The organism is Thalassotalea sp. G2M2-11, from assembly GCF_017168195.1.
Taxonomy (GTDB): Bacteria; Pseudomonadota; Gammaproteobacteria; order Enterobacterales; family Alteromonadaceae; genus Thalassotalea_E.
This window is the reverse complement of sequence record NZ_JADNYL010000005.1, coordinates 76471-93336: the sequence shown is the minus strand read 5'-3', so window position 1 is coordinate 93336 and position 16866 is coordinate 76471. Positions and strand designations below refer to the sequence as shown.

14 protein-coding genes are annotated in these 16866 nt (G+C 39.2%); 8 read left to right on the top strand and 6 right to left on the bottom strand.

All coding sequences use genetic code 11. The annotated features are described in order from the left end of the window. Nucleotides 1-24 precede the first annotated feature (24 nt). From IV514_RS16395 to IV514_RS16390, 3 genes are all read left to right on the top strand, one after another. Nucleotides 25-864: a pentapeptide repeat-containing protein gene (locus tag IV514_RS16395; RefSeq protein WP_346776941.1), complete on the top strand. Its 840-nt coding sequence runs from the start codon at nt 25-27 to the stop codon at nt 862-864. Nucleotides 865-873: 9 nt separating this feature from the next. Then, the gene (locus IV514_RS17730) at nt 874-1011 is read left to right on the top strand and encodes an ion channel (RefSeq protein WP_346776940.1); all 138 of its coding nucleotides are present in this window, start codon (nt 874-876) and stop codon (nt 1009-1011) included. 124 nt (nt 1012-1135) lie between these two features. Continuing rightward, nucleotides 1136-2812 (top strand): proline--tRNA ligase, encoded by a 1677-nt coding sequence (locus IV514_RS16390; protein WP_206486401.1) that lies wholly within the window; start codon nt 1136-1138, stop codon nt 2810-2812. A gap of 60 nt (nt 2813-2872) precedes the next feature. On the opposite strand, the gene IV514_RS16385 is transcribed toward IV514_RS16390, so the two are convergent. Next, entirely contained in the window at nt 2873-4195 is a 1323-nt protein-coding gene (locus IV514_RS16385; RefSeq protein ID WP_206486400.1) for a hypothetical protein, read from the bottom strand. 181 nt (nt 4196-4376) lie between these two features. Further along, nucleotides 4377-4967 carry a hypothetical protein gene (locus IV514_RS16380; protein ID WP_206486399.1) on the bottom strand — a complete coding sequence of 197 codons (591 nt, stop codon included), beginning with the start codon at nt 4965-4967 and terminating at the stop codon, nt 4377-4379. A 170-nt stretch (nt 4968-5137) separates the two neighbouring features. Here IV514_RS16380 and IV514_RS16375 point away from each other — a divergent pair, with 170 nt between their 5' ends. Further along, a complete protein-coding gene (locus IV514_RS16375; protein WP_206486398.1) occupies nt 5138-6355 on the top strand; it encodes a pyridoxal phosphate-dependent aminotransferase in 1218 nt (405 codons plus the stop codon). Between the two features lie 24 nt (nt 6356-6379). After that, complete coding sequence (gene yfbR, locus IV514_RS16370) at nt 6380-7006, top strand: 5'-deoxynucleotidase (protein WP_206486397.1); 627 nt, start codon at nt 6380-6382, stop codon at nt 7004-7006. Nucleotides 7007-7011: 5 nt separating this feature from the next. Here yfbR and IV514_RS16365 read toward each other — a convergent pair whose 3' ends face one another. From IV514_RS16365 to IV514_RS16350, 4 genes are all read right to left on the bottom strand, one after another. After that, nucleotides 7012-7539, bottom strand: coding sequence for a VC2046/SO_2500 family protein (locus IV514_RS16365; protein ID WP_206486396.1), 528 nt, complete (start codon nt 7537-7539; stop codon nt 7012-7014). Between the two features lie 160 nt (nt 7540-7699). Then, entirely contained in the window at nt 7700-9019 is a 1320-nt protein-coding gene (deoA, locus tag IV514_RS16360) for a thymidine phosphorylase (RefSeq protein WP_206486395.1), read from the bottom strand. Nucleotides 9020-9030: 11 nt separating this feature from the next. After that, nucleotides 9031-9444, bottom strand: a complete 414-nt coding sequence (locus IV514_RS16355) for a cytidine deaminase (RefSeq protein ID WP_206486394.1) — start codon at nt 9442-9444, stop codon at nt 9031-9033. Nucleotides 9445-9606: 162 nt separating this feature from the next. Further along, on the bottom strand, nt 9607-12816 hold the full coding sequence (locus IV514_RS16350) for a TonB-dependent receptor (protein WP_206486393.1): 3210 nt from the start codon (nt 12814-12816) through the stop codon (nt 9607-9609). Between the two features lie 715 nt (nt 12817-13531). Here IV514_RS16350 and IV514_RS16345 point away from each other — a divergent pair. The 3 genes from IV514_RS16345 to IV514_RS16335 are packed head-to-tail and all read left to right on the top strand — an operon-like array spanning nt 13532 to nt 16786. Next, on the top strand, nt 13532-14155 hold the full coding sequence (locus IV514_RS16345; protein ID WP_206486392.1) for a TetR/AcrR family transcriptional regulator: 624 nt from the start codon (nt 13532-13534) through the stop codon (nt 14153-14155). Beyond that, on the top strand, nt 14155-15372 hold the full coding sequence (locus IV514_RS16340; protein WP_206486391.1) for an endonuclease/exonuclease/phosphatase family protein: 1218 nt from the start codon (nt 14155-14157) through the stop codon (nt 15370-15372). Before IV514_RS16345 ends, IV514_RS16340 begins: the two co-directional genes overlap by 1 nt. A 22-nt stretch (nt 15373-15394) precedes the next feature. Then, nucleotides 15395-16786 (top strand): alkaline phosphatase, encoded by a 1392-nt coding sequence (locus tag IV514_RS16335; protein ID WP_206486390.1) that lies wholly within the window; start codon nt 15395-15397, stop codon nt 16784-16786. The last annotated feature ends 80 nt before the right edge of the window (nt 16787-16866 follow it).

Sequence of the window (16866 nt, the reverse complement as noted above, 5' to 3'; positions counted from 1 at the left end):
GCAGCCCCTGACTATACTGGTTTTATGGATAAAACTAGTCGACTTTGCCAATACGATGACCCCGAAGGGATCAAATGCACCGAGGAAAGCGGTAGACACTCGCACTACTGTTATTGGCATGATACAAGTGTTGATAAATCAGGAGAAGAAGTTAAAGAAGCCCTGCTCGAATATACTCGCTCCGGAGGAATGACTCGTGGTATCTGCTTAAAAGGGGCTAATTTAAAAAACATTGATTTAGTGAATCATTACCATAAGCAAGGTTTTGATTTTTCTTATACCGACTTCTACCGTGCAGATCTATCCGGCGCGCATTTATTTAATATCAATTTAACTCAAGCCAGCTTAATGAAGTGCGATCTTCGCTATGCCAACCTAAATTGTGCTAATTTAACCATGGCAAACTTGCTAGGTGTGAAATGGAAAGGCTGTAAAATTGAGCACTTAATGATAGGTAAAAAGTTAATCCAAGAACAAAAGGCCCGTCAACTAGTCAAAGAAAACAATAAGCATGCCGCCTTAGATTATTTCGAACAGGCTGAAGAAATATACCGAGACTTAAGAAAGCATGCCGAACATGAAGGTATTTTTAGTATGTCTGGGCGATTAATCCAAAGAGAACTTACCATGCGTCGCTTGCAAATGCCTCAAATGAGTTTTAGACGCTTTAGTTCGAAAGTAGTTGATTTATTCTGCGGTTATGGTGAAGACCCTGTGCGTATCGTCGGCATTTCTTTAATATTAATTACACTTTGCGCTGCGCTTTATACGATAACAGGATTAAGTTATCAAGGTCAGGTACTTGCGTGGGATAGCGCTAATTCACTAAAAGAGAACATCACGCTGTTCTTTTCTTGTTTATAATATTCTGTAGTGACTTTCACCACACTTGGCTATGGCGACTTTACCCCCGTAGGTTTATCACGAGCAATTGCCGCCATTGAAGCTTTTAGCGGCAGTTTTACCATCGCTCTTTTCGTTGTGGTATTTGTAAAAAAAATGACTAGATAACAATAAGATAAAAGTAAATATCAAATAAATGATAAATCCTTCTTTTTTTTTCTTTTTGATCCTCTAATGCCCTGATAGAATGGCGCCATTAAAATTCACTTAACAGTTTTCGGAATACTCATCCATGCATACTAGCCAATATATGCTTTCCACTCTGAAAGAGACTCCTGCGCACGCTGAAGTCATTAGTCATCAGCTAATGTTACGTGCCGGTCTTGTGCGTAATGTAGCCTCAGGCTTATACACTTGGTTACCAACCGGCCTAAAAGTTCTTCGTAAAGTTGAAAACATAGTCCGTGAAGAAATGGAAAAAGCCGGTGCTATTGAAACCTTAATGCCAATGGTTCAGCCAGCAGACTTATGGCAAGAATCAGGCCGCTGGGATGATTATGGTCCTGAATTATTACGTCTCAATGACCGTCACAAACGCCCGTTTGTTTTAGGCCCAACTCACGAAGAAGTGATCACAAAGCTAGTCAGTAACGAAATAAACAGCTATAAGCAGTTACCACTGACCTTGTTTCAAGTGCAAACTAAATTTAGGGATGAGATCCGCCCAAGATTTGGTGTCATGCGTGGCCGCGAATTCTTAATGAAAGATGCCTACTCTTTCCACCTAACGGATGAATGTTTGAAGAAAACCTACCAAGTGATGTTTGACGCCTATTGCCGTATTTTTGAGCGCTTAGGTCTTGACTATCGCCCGGTGATCGCAGACAACGGTTCTATTGGTGGTGAAGGCTCACATGAATTTCATGTCTTAGCCAAATCTGGTGAAGATGCGATCGCCTTTAGTGACGAAAGTGACTACGCTGCCAATATAGAAAAAGCTGAAGCACTAGCGCCAAAAGGCACTCGCCCTGAGGCGACACAAGCATTAACCGAAGCTACTAATCTTACAGAGATTGATGCAAAGCAAACGGTGAAAACCCACTTAGTTGTTGGTGCCGATGAAGCTGGCGAAGCAAATGGTTTAATCGCTCTAGTCGTACGAGGTGATCATACCCTTAATGAAGTTAAAGCTGAAAATTTAGCGCAAATAGCTAGCCCATTGACCTTAGCAACAGATGAGCAAATTAATGACGCTCTTGGTTGTAATGCTGCATCTGTCGGTCCGTTTGGTCTCGATATTCCAGTCATTGTTGATCGCTCTGCGGCACATCTCGCCAATTTTACCTGTGGTGCCAACAAAACAGATATTCACTTTACTGGCGCTAACTGGGACAGAGATTGTCAAAATTACACCATTGCAGATATCCGTAATGTGGTAGCTGGTGATCCAAGCCCATGCGGCAAAGGCAAGATTGAAATCAAACGTGGTATTGAAGTAGGTCATATTTTCCAGTTAGGCGATAAATATGCCCAGGCGATGAAATGCAGTGTGCTAACCGAATCAGGTAAGAATCAAATTCTGACCATGGGATGTTACGGTATCGGCGTATCACGTATTGTTGCCGCAGCAATTGAGCAAAACCATGATGAATACGGTATTCGTTGGCCAAAAGCCATTGCCCCGTTCCAAGCTGCAATTGTACCGATGAACATGGCTAAATCAGCGCGTGTAAAAGAAACCGCAGAACGACTCTATCAACAATTAACACAAGCAGGAATTGAAGTGTTATTCGATGATAGAAAAGAACGTCCTGGTGTTATGTTTGCCGATCATGAACTTATTGGTACACCGGTATTATTGGTGGTCGGAGAACGCAATCTCGACAATCAAGAAATTGAAGTTAAAGATCGTATCAGTGGCGAGAAATCTTTAATTGCAATTGATAAAGTGCTTGAGTTGTTTAATTAAGCAACTTCTTAATTAAAAGCTTGGTGCATCAGCCAAGCTTTTTTGTATCTACCAGCTTAATTATTCCCAACCTAGCTGATAAACAGGTGATGACCGTAAGCGGTTATCAATTTCTTTTAAAGTGCGTTTATATTGTGCTGAATTAGCATGTGAAAATTGTTGTTCAAAGCTTTGTTCAGTCAAGCCTTCTTGTAAACCATTGATGCTAGGTAAAAGTTGATCATCGGTCACCTGTGATAATAATTTCTGCGCTCGAATAGCATTTAGTTCAGACTTAGTGACAATCATAGCTAACCGAGTACCGGCTCTATCGGCTTGTAAATCGGCAAAACTAAAGCCACTGCCACCAGCATTTGTATCAAGAAACTCTTTAAATTCTCCCATAGCATCGCTGGCACTATGGGTACTAAATAATTGTAGAGCAATTGAATAAATAAAATGCTTTTGCAGATCAACCCGCCCTTGTAAGGTAACTTGATGTCGCATTCTATTTCTCAACGCTAGCTGCTGTTTTTCCCGGATAATAATATCGCCGACTAACGTTTCAAACCGATCGGCGCCAAAATAAATCACTAATGCCATCAAGGCTGCCTGATTTTCATTAACCGCCATATATTGTTCAGAAATACTTTGTCGAGTAGCAGCCAGCTCAAATAAATAAGCGATAAACGTTGCGATAGATGAAGGCTCACCTTGCTGCTCGGCAAAATCACTTAATGACTGATAGTAAAAACGTATCACATTGACATCACCAAATAATGCTAAATCATCACGTAACTTCAGCAATAATGAGTTTTGACCATTTTGATCCATCGACACCGCACCTAAGGCTAAATGTGTGGTCATTTGCTTTTGGTTAATTTCAATCGCTGTGATCATCTTTAACACTTTTTCAACTAACTGAGGTTGAATAATGCGATCCGTCAACCAAGTGACAATAGACAAAAACAATTCACCATCAAGGCTAATATCACCGATATGCACCTGCGATAATTGCAACCCTTGATTTGACGGTAGAATAAACGCATGAACATTTAAATAACGGATAAAACCTAGCAAAGGCAAAGCTAACGAAGCATCCGCTGATGCCCCCTGCTCAGATAAGGTGACAGCTAGGTGCGCCTGTGGAAACGCGCGATGAAACAACGCAGTTAAACCATCTATTTCATGCTGTTTGGTAGTTATCGATTTTATTGAGTTTTCTTGTTTCAGCGTCGCCACGATTCGTCTGGCTAATTGTTGGCTCTTTTTTGCCGATTGAGCACTAATTGGTTGAGTTTGTTCTACCTGAGGCTGTGCACTCAATACCAAGTAAATCGCTAAAGACATTAGCAATAATAAGGTGATGACAAGATAGATTAACGCGGCAAAAAATTTTTTCAAAAGTTACGAGATAGTTTATTTATTATAACGATGATCATACTGTGTTTTTTCGCTCTTTTCAGTAACAAAATGGTTAAAAATATAAAGCTAGATAAAGCACGAGCTGTTCTATGGTGTCCGTTTTTCAGTCGCGTTGGCATAATGTATAACACGAGTGCTCACACGTGAATTTATACAAACATTAACAATCACAAAGATCCCAATATATTCTTCGATTAAATCGCGCTGCCAGGTTCATATTTAACGCTTTAAATGTGGTGATCGCCTTAGCATCAGCTTCAAAACACTGCCAAATAAATTGATGACAATTATATTCAATCAAATGATAGTCTCTTACTTGAAATATTTGGGCTAAAGCCCTTGTAGCAGCCTCTTCACAAGCGAGAGGAATGCCATGAGAGTCACAGGCGATAAACACATACTTTCCAGAACGCTCTTTGGTGAACCGTTGCACTGAAATTGGTTTGATCATACCGTTTCCATCTAACTCAACAATAGTATTGTCATCCACCCAGATCCCCGTATGCTCAAGAACTCCACCAATGCCACAACACACCACAGCACCAACCTTAGGTTTTACTTTTTGCTCAGTTGACATAAAGTCTGAGGGATAAATAGCAACAGGAGACTCATGTCGCTGTAAATCAGTTAAGGTTTGTGCACGATAAAAACGTCTACGCTTTTGTTGTTGTGTTTTACGATCATCACTTAAACTTTTTGCCGCAAGCGCAGAGACCGCAGCAGCACCAATCCATAATAACGGTAACGGCATAAGTACCCTTCTTGTGAATCATATACTCATTAATAACTAGATTAATCATAAATTGACGAATTGCTATAAAAAAAATGCAAGTAACTGTTTCAATGGCTTCGAATTTCCGCAACAATGGCTCAACAAATACAAGTAATTACAATATATTTTATAACTTTAAGTGGTCTATCATGAAAAACGTCAAAAAATCTTCCAAGCTCAATAATGTCTGTTACGAAATTAGAGGACAGATTGCAGCAGAAGCCCGTCGTTTAGAAGATGAAGGTCACAAAATTTTAAAACTTAATATTGGTAATCCGGCACCTTTTGGTTTTGAAGCACCCGATGATATCTTAAAAGATGTCATCCATAATTTGCCCACCGCACAAGGTTACTGTGAGTCAAAAGGGATCTACCCTGCACGTGTCGCGGTAATGCAATATTTCCAACAAAATGGCATTTTGGGCGTCAATGTCGATGACATCTTCATCGGTAACGGAGTAAGCGAATTGATCGTGATGGCAATGCAAGGCTTACTTAATAATGATGATGAAGTTTTGATCCCTGCTCCGGATTACCCCCTTTGGACAGCATCAGTTTCTCTATCCGGTGGTGTGCCGGTACATTATCGTTGTGATGAGCAAAACCAATGGTTTCCAGACCTTGATGATATTGCTAGCAAAATTAATGAGAAAACTAAAGCCATAGTATTGATCAATCCTAACAACCCAACAGGTGCCGTCTATTCCGAAGAAGTATTAAGAAGTATCATTGCATTAGCTAAACAACACCAGTTAATTATTTTTAGTGACGAAATTTACGATAAAATTTTATACGACGATGCCAAACATATTCCCACCGCAAGTTTAACCAATGATGTCTTGGTGATCACTATGGGTGGATTATCGAAAAACTATCGAATTGCAGGCTTTCGCGCCGGATGGATGGTGTTATCTGGTCCTAAGTTACATGCCGAAGACTATATTGAAGGGCTTAACATGCTCTCTTCTATGAGGTTATGTGCCAATGTACCTTGTCAACATGCAATACAAACCGCATTAGGCGGTTACCAAAGCATCAATGAGTTGATCAAAAATGATGGTAGACTCATTAAACAGCGTAACCTTGCCTACGAGTTACTCAATAAAATTGATGGTATCTCCTGCAATAAAGCGATGGGGGCACTTTATCTTTTTGTTAAGGTTGATGCTGAAAAATTCAATATCACCGACGATGAAAAGATGGTCTTGGACTTACTCAAACAAGAAAAAATTCTTGTGGTACATGGTAGTGGCTTTAATATTAAAGAAAAAAATTATTTTCGACTGGTATTCTTACCGCATGAAGATGAATTGCGCCCTGCTATTGAAAAAATTGCTAACTTTTTCAAAACCTACCGCCAAGAATAAGCCTTAAAGGATAAGGGGTAATAAATGGCAAATAAAACAGCAAAACAAAGTACTTTTTTAGCTTGGTTATTTCGCATGCCATTGATCAAACGCTGGGCATTGATGTTTTGTGTAAAGCCAGAAAACGTCGCCGAGCACTCTCATCAAGTGGCTATTGTTGCCCATTTATTGGCGGTGATCAAAAATCAAAAGTTTGCTGGTAATATTAACGCAGATCGTGTCGCCACTATTGCGCTCTATCACGAAGCAAGTGAAACCCGCTATGGTGATATAGTTAGCCCAACAAAATACGCGAATAAAGAAATTGCGCGTGAATTTAAAAAAATAGAAACCTTGGCCGAACAAGAATGTTTATCATCACTACCAGAAGAGTTTCAGAACATCTTCTCTGCTATTATCGTGCAAGATAATGTCGAGCAACAGTATAAGAAAATTGTCAAAGCCGCTGATATCTTAGTTGCTTATATCAAAGCACTTGATGAGCTAAATCATCATAACCATGAATTTGATCACGTGAAAGTACGACTTGAGAAAAAGCTTGAACAGATAAAAGCAGATATGCCCGAAGTGGAATACTTTTTATCAACATTTCTTGAGTCTTGCTCATCAACAGTCGATAAACTAGCAAACAGTGCTATTTCAAAACTATAGTGTCATTAAGCTGCGACATTAATTAAAGGCGACTTAACAATAGTCGTTTGAACCGCTTTTAACCATTCATTGACATTAAAATCTAAATGTTTCGTATTATCAGCAGTTTTCTGCTGATGTTTTTTCTGACAATATAAACTGGTATTAGACATCACCGAATGATTAATATGGGCTTTGTCGTCACGAAAAGCCAAAGGTTTTGGGTGCATCGCTTGTTGTAAATGCATCGCTGTAAGCTGCTTGTTCTCAACTAAAGAAGCTTGTGCATATTCACTAATTTCTTCAAGGTTAGTCAACGCTAAACGTTGCTCTGGCGGCAAGTCAAAACGTTTACGTAAAAGTTCACTATCTATGAGGGGCTTTTTATCAACCGTTTCGGGCAAATGAAACTGACTGTGCGCTCTGACATCATCAGTCAGCATGGCTAACATCAACGAAAAATCGCTATGCCTGTTTTGATGAACACAGCTATTAAGCTTATCGCCTAATTGTAACTCTTCAACAAGAATGTCAGCATGTAAGGTATTAAGCACAGATTATCTTTCGTATGTCTTGAGATAATTATATATCGACGCTGTACTTAAAAACTTTAATACAATAAATGATTTATTTGAAAAAATGTAGACAATGATCGATTAGCTGGTGTGATGAAGCTCTGTTCACCTTACCCAGCTAATCATAGTACGAGGACAGTTAATCGACCGTCACTGATTGATAGATTAATGGTGGTTGTTCTGCGGCTGTGTCAGCTACTGTTATCGCATCAAGAAATGCTTGTTTTGCCTGCATTGCGCTGTCGTTATTGTCTGCATGTACCCGCGCGATCACATCACCTTTGTTAACTACTGTGCCAACAGGTAAAATACGGTCAAAGCCAACACTATGATCAATTACTTGACCATTTGCGGTGCGCCCTCCTTTCATGGCCACGATAGCCATACCAATATCGCGTGTTTGCATGCCATTGATATAACCATGTTTACTAGCAACAACATCCATCACTACATTAGCTCGGGTCATAGAATCCCAAGGATTTTCAATAAAATCATTCGGACCACCTAATGCAGCAATCATACGATTGAATAATTCAGCCGCTTGACCCGATTGCAATACTTGTTCAATTTTTACCATAGCTTGTTGATGATCATTGACAATATTGGTATTGATCAGCATTGCACTGGCAAGTTGGCAAGTCACCTGATGAAGGCGAGGTTCGCGCTGTTTACCCGTTAAGTAATCAACCGTTTCTTTCATTTCTAACGCATTACCGGCAGTAGAGCCCAACACTTGATTCATATCGGTAATAATGGCTTGAGTTTTCACCCCTGCACCATTTGCAACATTGACAATCGATTGTGCTAAAGCAATGGCATCAGGTAATTGTTGCATCATAGCACCATTGCCTACTTTAACATCCATCACCAGAGCATCTAATCCCGCGGCCAGTTTTTTTGATAAAATAGACGCGGTGATCAATGGAATTGATTCAACCGTCGATGAAATATCTCGAATACCATATAAACGCTTATCTGCTGGCGCTAAGTTATCCGTTTGTGAGATTATCGCCATGCCTAAGGATTGCGTAACACGTTTAAACTCATTGATTGAAGGCTGTACATTAAAGCCTCTAATACTTTCAAGCTTATCTGATGTTCCTCCGGTATGACCTAAACCACGACCAGAAATCATCGGGACATACGCACCACAACTTGCCACAATAGCAGCAAGCATGAAGCTCACTTTATCACCGACACCACCAGTGGAATGCTTATCAACAATCGGACCATCCAACTCAGGCCAACTAAGCACATCACCGGAATGCATCATTTGCTCAGTTAAACTCACCGTTTCTTGCGTTTGCATGCCTTGCTGAAATATCGCCATAGCCATAGCGCCAACCTGAGCATCATTAAAATTGCCGCTTACTAGGCCATCCACAAATTGAGCTATTTCTGTTTGAGATAAACTGTGACCATCTCTTTTTTTACGAATAATTTCTTGAGGTAAATACATTATACGTCCTTTTATATCAGATCTTTTGGGGTAAAAGCATTCGGCAGTAATTCATTTACTTGCCAAGTTTTGCTCTTTCCTAAATGGTTTGCCGCGATAACGACCGCGTCATCTTGAAAAAACTCAACAATCACTTGTCGACAAGCACCACAAGGCGGTGTCAGTTTTTCCTGCTCGGTGTAGATCAATATGACTGAAAAACGTTGCTCTCCGTTAACAACCGCTTGTGCAATACAATTACGTTCTGCACACACGGTTAGGCCATAAGAGGCATTCTCAACATTACAACCTGAAACCAACTGCCCGTTTGCTGTAAATGCAGCCGCCCCAACATGAAATTGACTGTAAGGTGCATAAGCATTATCAAACGCTTTTTTCGCTGCAGTTATTAATACTTTTTCTTGTTCTTCTTTAAGCGGCATCATAGACAACCTCAAAAAACTAACCAATTGGTCAACTATAGTATATCTAATAGAATTTGTATATTAAATCTTAGTTAACTTTTCATGTTAGGTGTTTGACAGCCATCAAATTTAGCCATAAAAAAAGCCGAGCAATAGCTCGGCTTTAACTAGAAGTGATTAACATTAAAATTTATAGTTAATGCCAATTTTAGCTTGCCAAGAAGATGATGATGATGTGATACCATTGTAATTACGTGTATCTGCACCATTAAATCTTGGGTCGATAATGTAACGACCTTCTGAATCTAAACCACCAAAATCATAAATCGCCTGATTTGGATAATTTAATCGCTTCTCAATACCCCAGTCATCATTTAACAAGTTAGCAAAATTGTCGACCATAAAGAAAATTTGCCCTTTATGACCATCAACGAAACCAGGGATTTCTTGTTTAATACTAATGTCCATCTTAGTCACCCAAGGTTGTGTCCCTGTATTACGGTTGATAATACTGCCACTTGGTGAAATGCCCGCTTGATCAAGTAATACGCTGAGCTCCTGCCAAGATAAATCTGATTCATCCCAGTTTACATTAGGATCATCAGCCCCAGATGGGATATAAGCTAAGTAAGCAGAGTTACTTTCAAAATCATAAGTATCACCTAAGTCATCATCTCGGTACATACCCATCACTGTGCTATATGGACGACCAGAACGACGTTCAAAATACATATTAAAGCGTGTTTGATAGCCTTCAAAAAACTCTGTTTCATAACCTAGGGTTAACTTTAAACTATGCTCAACTTCATAATGACCACGAGCAACAAGTTCTTCATTACGGTTTTTGATGATATTGTGCTTGTAGTTACTCTGTGCACGAGAAGATGAACCCACATGGTTTTCAGTGACATCTTGATGGGCATAACTCATGGTCATGCTAATACCATTATCCCACTCTTTAGCTAATGCCGTTGAGAAGATAACCGAACGACCATCTTTTTTCGCATTGGTCATCATGATATCGAAGTTATCTGAAAGGTCACCACTGTAGATGCTTTCATTAATCACACGTTCACCATCTGCGGCTACACCCACTGGACGCAATGAAGTATTTTGCCAAACCGCTTCATTTTCTTTTTTGTGATACATCAATTCAGACTGCCATTTAAAGCCTTCGCCTAAATATGGAATATCTAAGGTATAGTCAAAGCCTACTTGAGCACGCCAGCTAGAAGGAAGTTCAAAGTTTGGATCCGTATAGTTTGTGCTACCAGCACCTTGAGTTAACGAATTTTGAATTTCTTGAGGAATAGAAGTGATATCTGCTGGGTTATTTGCATAGTAATCATTGATCACTTGGCTAGGGGCAGAAACCAGTGTAATACCATCTTTTTGGAACGGGTTATTATACCAAACATTTGGAATGCCACCTTGGAAACGGCCAATACCGGCTCTGACAATTAAATCTTCAGCAGCAAACCAAGTTAAATTAACACGCGGTAAAATGATATCTAAACCATCTAAGTTTTCTTGGTTCGAGAAATCATAAGTGTCAACAAACGCTTGGTTTAATACAGGTTTGTCATCAGACGATAAACGCTCATAACGAACACCTGCAACAACTTCAATATCATCAGTTAGGTAAAACTTATCTTCTACATACACTGATATTTGGCTACGTACAGCATCATAAGCAGTATCATCTGAATTATTTGTATAGGCGTTACCGTAAGTAAAATCGTAACGACCTCGGAAGTTACCAACCTCACGGTTTTCAAAGCCCCAGAAGTTATCAAACTCCCATGAACCTAACGAGTTTTCAGCAAATAAGTTATACAAACGTAAACGCTCATATTGTGCACCGAAATTGATTTCATGCTCATCAAGTAAGTAGGTAGCATCTAATGATAAAGTGAAGTTCTCTGTTTCAGAACTGTTAGCATGACGATAAATATCCGTACCAAATTGGTATGCTGGACCACGGAAAAACTCTTCCACTTTCACACTACCAAAATCAGAATTAGTATCACTTTCTGAGCTAACATCTTTGTAACTGATGCCTAGTTCAGTGGTAAAATCGCTTGACCAATCAGAATATAGTTTTGAAGAGAAGTTATTAAATTTCGTTACATAAGTATAGCGAGCCGAATTTAACATGACGGTTGAACCACCCGTACCAAAATTTCGCTCATCTTGGTCATCTTGCCATTGATAAGTAAAATCTAAACGATGATCGTTGTTAATATTCCAACTTAACTTGGCTAATAATGTTTCATTGGTATCTTTTGGATCACCACCTAGAGAATCTTGAAATCCGTAAGTGTTGTCTAAAATATCAAGGAACTGTTGGAAACCTTCTTCTGAGGCACTGGTATATTCATGAGTTGCACCACTACCAGCGAAGCCGTAATCCATCTCTAATTCTTTTGACCATGAAGCATAGTTAACAAAGTAGAACAACTTATCTTCAATAATTGGTCCGCCAACACTTAAGCCAAATCTGTTTTCAGTGACTATAGGTGCTACTTCTTTTACTTCAAATGTACGATGACCATTTTCATCAAGTACAGCCCGACCATTTTCAAATACTTGTGAAATATTTTTCACATCACCGGCCATACTTGGCGTTGACGTTTCATAGTAACCTGAGAACTTAACTTCGTTGGTACCTGATTTAGTCACAGCATTAATAGTACCGCCACCAAAGTTGCCTTTTTTCGCTGAAAAAGGAGAAACATCAACAGAAATTTGCTCAATCGCATCTAACGCTACTGGCGGTTGTTCGGTAGGATAGCCACCGAAATTCAAACCAAAATCATCATTCTGGCCAATACCGTCGACGGTGAGGCTATTGGTTCTAGGGTTACCACCCGCAATGGTTAACTCGCCACCGCCATTGATGCTAGCCAATGGGTTTAAACGAGCGATATCTTTAATATCACGATTAAAACTTGGCGTATTTCCAATGGTATCTGCATTGAAAACACTGCTTGAACCACCGACATCTTGCAAGAAGCGTGTACCAGTTACTTGAATTGTTTCAATATCTTGTGCTTCAAGTTGAGCATTTAAACGATAAGTATCACCTAACGATAAAAAGATATTTTCAAGTTCGGCATCATTATGAATATCAGAATCAACTAATACTTTGTAAGGACCACCGACACGCAACCCTTTTGCAACAAAAACACCACTGTCATTAGTAGTAAATGTACTGATTGTGCCAGTTGGTTCATGAACCACCTTAATCACTACGTTACTAGCGGCATTTCCTTGAGGACCAATAATTTTACCTCTAATGGCAGATGACGTTTCTGTCGCCATAGAAGAAGTAGTTAATCCAAGCGCAAGTATCACTGCACCTGAAATACGAGAGAGGCGTTGGGTTTTCATGTTAAGTAGTTTCCCTTGGTATATGTTTGTATATTTTTTAATGTAACTTTCAATAAAATTTATCTTAGTCAGTTTTTATTATTCGTTTTTATCAGTGTAATTTGATTGTATTAAACCAAACAATTTTTACATTTTTATTACACTATTGGATTTCAATCAAAAATACAAGTTTACGCATTTCATCTTTATAAAACACACACAACCAACAAAATAAAATATAACCTTAAATAACAAAAACTTAAAGCAACCATTCTAGCTAAAATAACATGAATAACAAATAAGCAACTTACATATAATATTATTTAATATCAGATAACAGAAAAATAACGATTTAATATAACCAAATGGTCAACCAGAAACAAAATAAGCAAATAACAATTAAATAACAACGAGTTACAAACTACACAAAAACAACCAAATATTCAACTAGACAGTAACCACCAAAAAACTACTAGTAAAAACAGCTAATACTCTGCATTCGCGTAGGCATCCAACATAAACCGTTAAAAAAAACATTGTATTTAGCAAAATACTACTAGAAAACTTACTAAAATAATGGTTTATCATTGAAAATAAACATTAAGCTCTGCTAATATTTAACTCTATTACCTGACCAAATGCACAGGTAGTTTTAAGCTATATCGTGACTTTATCTGAGTATCTTGATAAAAAGAGACACTTACCTATATAACTTCAACTAACAACAAAGAATCCTATGACAGATAAAAAACAAGGAAAAATACGAGTTAAAAGTCAAGAGAAAATACTTGATGCCGCGCTAGATGAGTTCATCACCCATGGTTATAAAGGTGCGACAGTACAATCAATCGCCGACATTGCCGGTTTACCCAAAGCCAACGTACTGTATTACTTTAAGAACAAAGAAAACATTTATCATGCAGTACTCGAACAAACATTAGATATGTGGGATCAAGGCATAGGTGATATTATTTATGAAGATGGTCCTAAACGCGCAATAGAAAAGTTTGTCACGTCAAAAGTACGAATGTCGTTTGATCATCCAAAGTCCTCTAAAATCTATGCCATGGAAATTATCCAAGGCGCGCAACATTTAAAAGAATTTGCTCGCACATACCTACGTCAATGGGTGCGTGAAAAAGCGAAAGTATTCCAGCAGTGGATTAATGAAGGACGCATGGCTAACGTTGATCCAGTAAGCTTGATCTTTTTAATTTGGTCTTCAACACAACATTATGCTGATTTTGAAACACAAATTCTCACCATTATGAACCGAGCAGATTACGAAGAAGAAGATGCCGAGCATGTCATTCAATTCTTAACTGATTTTATTTTACGTGGGCTAGCAATAGACGAATAATGAAGCATACTACTTTTATTAAACTACTGTTTTTAACGTTATTGATGAATTCGAATCAACTTATAGCAAGTCCTACCAAGCAAACTCTGCGAGTGGCAACCTTTAACGTTAGTATGGAGGCGTTAAATTATTCCCCGCAGGATAAATCCAATAAGCGCAAACAAAACGTTAGCGGTAATGAACTTTCGCAAGCACTTAACACCAATCATCAACAAATAAAAAATATTGCTGAAATTATCCAGCGTATTGATCCTGATATTATTCTATTGAATGAATTTGATTTTGCCGAACAGGTCAAGCCAGGCAATAACAATCAAACAGTGACTACATTTATCGAGCAATACCTTAATAAAGCGCAAAACGGACAAAAAGCGATTAACTACCCTTACTTTTACCGCGCACCGGTCAATACAGGCGTGAAAACTACGGTCGATTTAAATGGTGATGGCAAAATTACCCTCCCCAATGATAGTCACGGTTTTGGTTATTTTCCTGGTCATTTCGCTATGGTGTTATTCTCCAAATACCCGATAGACAGCAATGCGATACGTACGTTTCAGCAGTTTAAGTGGCATGATATGCCTAATGCACTCCGCCCTGTGGATCCGAGTACTAATCAACCCTGGTACAATGAGCAAGCTTGGCAAGAACTGCGATTATCCTCAAAGTCACATTGGGATATCCCAGTGATCGTCAATAACACTCGCGTGCACGTGCTTGCTAGCCACCCTACTCCTCCAGTATTTGACGGCCCAGAAGATAGAAACGGTAACCGGAACCACGATGAAATCAGATTTTGGCACGATTACATTACGCCAAAATTAAGCAACTACATTTACGATGATCAGCAAAATGTCGGTGGTTTAGCTTCAAATCAGCGGTTTGTTATCTTAGGTGATCAAAATGCGTCAGCCACTGAAGGCGATGCGAAACGACAAGCCATACAGTCGTTGCTTTCTCATCCAAACGTACAAGATGCTCAACCTCAGAGTCTTGGAGCCAAGCAACACAAAAAAGACAATCCTCTTGCTAAGCACCATACTGCATATTGGGGGATGCGTGCCGATTACGTACTGCCATCAAAATTCGGCTTTAATATCATTAAATCTGGTGTATATTGGCCTACTGAAGATTCAGAGCAATATCGTTTGATTAAAGACAGACAAGCATCATCTGATCACCGTTTAGTGTGGGTCGATTTAGCCTTCACAGAATAAATTTACTACTGGATATAACTTAATGAAAAAGCTTTGCATTTTGTTGTCATGTACATTGTTAGCTGCATGCCAAACGACCTCAGAACAACGAGTTTCAGCTGACACAGCCACAGAGAATACTCCCAAAAACATCATCATGATAGTGGCTGATGGTATGGGCCCTGCTTACACCACGGCATATCGCTATTTTGCAGATGATCCTAGCACGCTAAATATTGAACAAACCGTATTTGATCGCCATTTAGTGGGCGCTGCCAGCACATATCCTGCCCATGTTTCCGGCTATGTAACTGATTCGGCTGCTGCAGCGAGCGCATTAGCGAGTGGAGTAAAAACTTATAATGGGGCAATCAGTGTCGATGTAAACAAAAAGCCGGTAGAAACGGTTTTAGAACGCGCAAAATCCCTTGATAAGAAAACCGGGGTTGTGGTGACCTCACAAATTAATCATGCAACACCCGCTGCTTACTTATCACACAATGTCAGTCGTCGAAATTATAATGAAATTGCTGACAGCTATTTTGACAATGGCATCAAGGCTGACGTTTACTTAGGTGGTGGCTGGCAATATTTCATACGAGAAAACAGAAACTTGGTTAAAGAGTTTCAACAACAAGGTTTTTATTATCTCGATAATTATCAACAGCTGTCTTCCCTACCCGCTAACCAGCCTATTATTGGCTTATTTGCTGATAAAGGTTTGCCTTGGGCAATCGATGACAGCGATAAAAACCGCTTATCCACTATGACCAAAGCTGCGATTAAGCAATTAGAAAACGAGCAAGGCTACTTTATGCTAATTGAAGCCAGTCAAGTAGATTGGGCGGGCCACAGTAATGACATTAATAGCGCGATGGCAGAAGTTGCCGATCTTGCTGCAACCATTGAATATTTAGAGTCGTATGTTAAACAATCTCCAGACACTCTAGTTGTTTTAACCGCAGATCATAGTACGGGTGGCTTAACAATTGGTGCAAATGGCCTCTATGAATGGCGTCCACAATTATTAAGAGAAATGACACAATCGACTCAAACTATCGCTGAATATTTCAGCATGAATCAAATCACCGCAGAGTCATTAAGTAAGCACATGGCCAATATCAGCATTTCAGCACAGGAGGCTGACAAGATCGTTGCTGCCAAGAAAAATGCTCAAGAAAAGCTTAATGCCTACTTATCAATGAGCAAAGAACAACAACAGTCTCAAGCTAAACCAATTGTAGAAAAAGCTATCTATCAAGCACTAAATAAGCTTATCGATGCAAAAACTAATACTGGCTGGACGGGTGGCGGCCATACGGCTGTTGATGTTCCTGTTTATAGTTTTGGTGCAGGTCATCAGCAATTCTCAGGCAAGATTGACAATACCGACATTGCGAAAACCATGTTTAAATTTTTAGCACACAAACGTTAATCAATAGCTAACGATTGAACGTTTCAAACCCAAAAAAGCTAAACATTGTTTAGCTTTTTTTAATCACAATCACACCAAAT

Coding starts and splice junctions, on each gene's coding strand:
- IV514_RS16355 (WP_206486394.1), bottom strand. CDS start 9,444: ATGATGCCGCTTAAAGAAGAACAAGAAAAAGTATTAATAACTGCAGCG.
- yfbR (WP_206486397.1), top strand. CDS start 6,380: ATGGCAAATAAAACAGCAAAACAAAGTACTTTTTTAGCTTGGTTATTT.
- IV514_RS16340 (WP_206486391.1), top strand. CDS start 14,155: ATGAAGCATACTACTTTTATTAAACTACTGTTTTTAACGTTATTGATG.
- IV514_RS16375 (WP_206486398.1), top strand. CDS start 5,138: ATGAAAAACGTCAAAAAATCTTCCAAGCTCAATAATGTCTGTTACGAA.
- IV514_RS16335 (WP_206486390.1), top strand. CDS start 15,395: ATGAAAAAGCTTTGCATTTTGTTGTCATGTACATTGTTAGCTGCATGC.
- IV514_RS16390 (WP_206486401.1), top strand. CDS start 1,136: ATGCATACTAGCCAATATATGCTTTCCACTCTGAAAGAGACTCCTGCG.
- IV514_RS16395 (WP_346776941.1), top strand. CDS start 25: ATGGATAAAACTAGTCGACTTTGCCAATACGATGACCCCGAAGGGATC.
- IV514_RS16380 (WP_206486399.1), bottom strand. CDS start 4,967: ATGCCGTTACCGTTATTATGGATTGGTGCTGCTGCGGTCTCTGCGCTT.
- IV514_RS16350 (WP_206486393.1), bottom strand. CDS start 12,816: ATGAAAACCCAACGCCTCTCTCGTATTTCAGGTGCAGTGATACTTGCG.
- deoA (WP_206486395.1), bottom strand. CDS start 9,019: ATGTATTTACCTCAAGAAATTATTCGTAAAAAAAGAGATGGTCACAGT.
- IV514_RS16345 (WP_206486392.1), top strand. CDS start 13,532: ATGACAGATAAAAAACAAGGAAAAATACGAGTTAAAAGTCAAGAGAAA.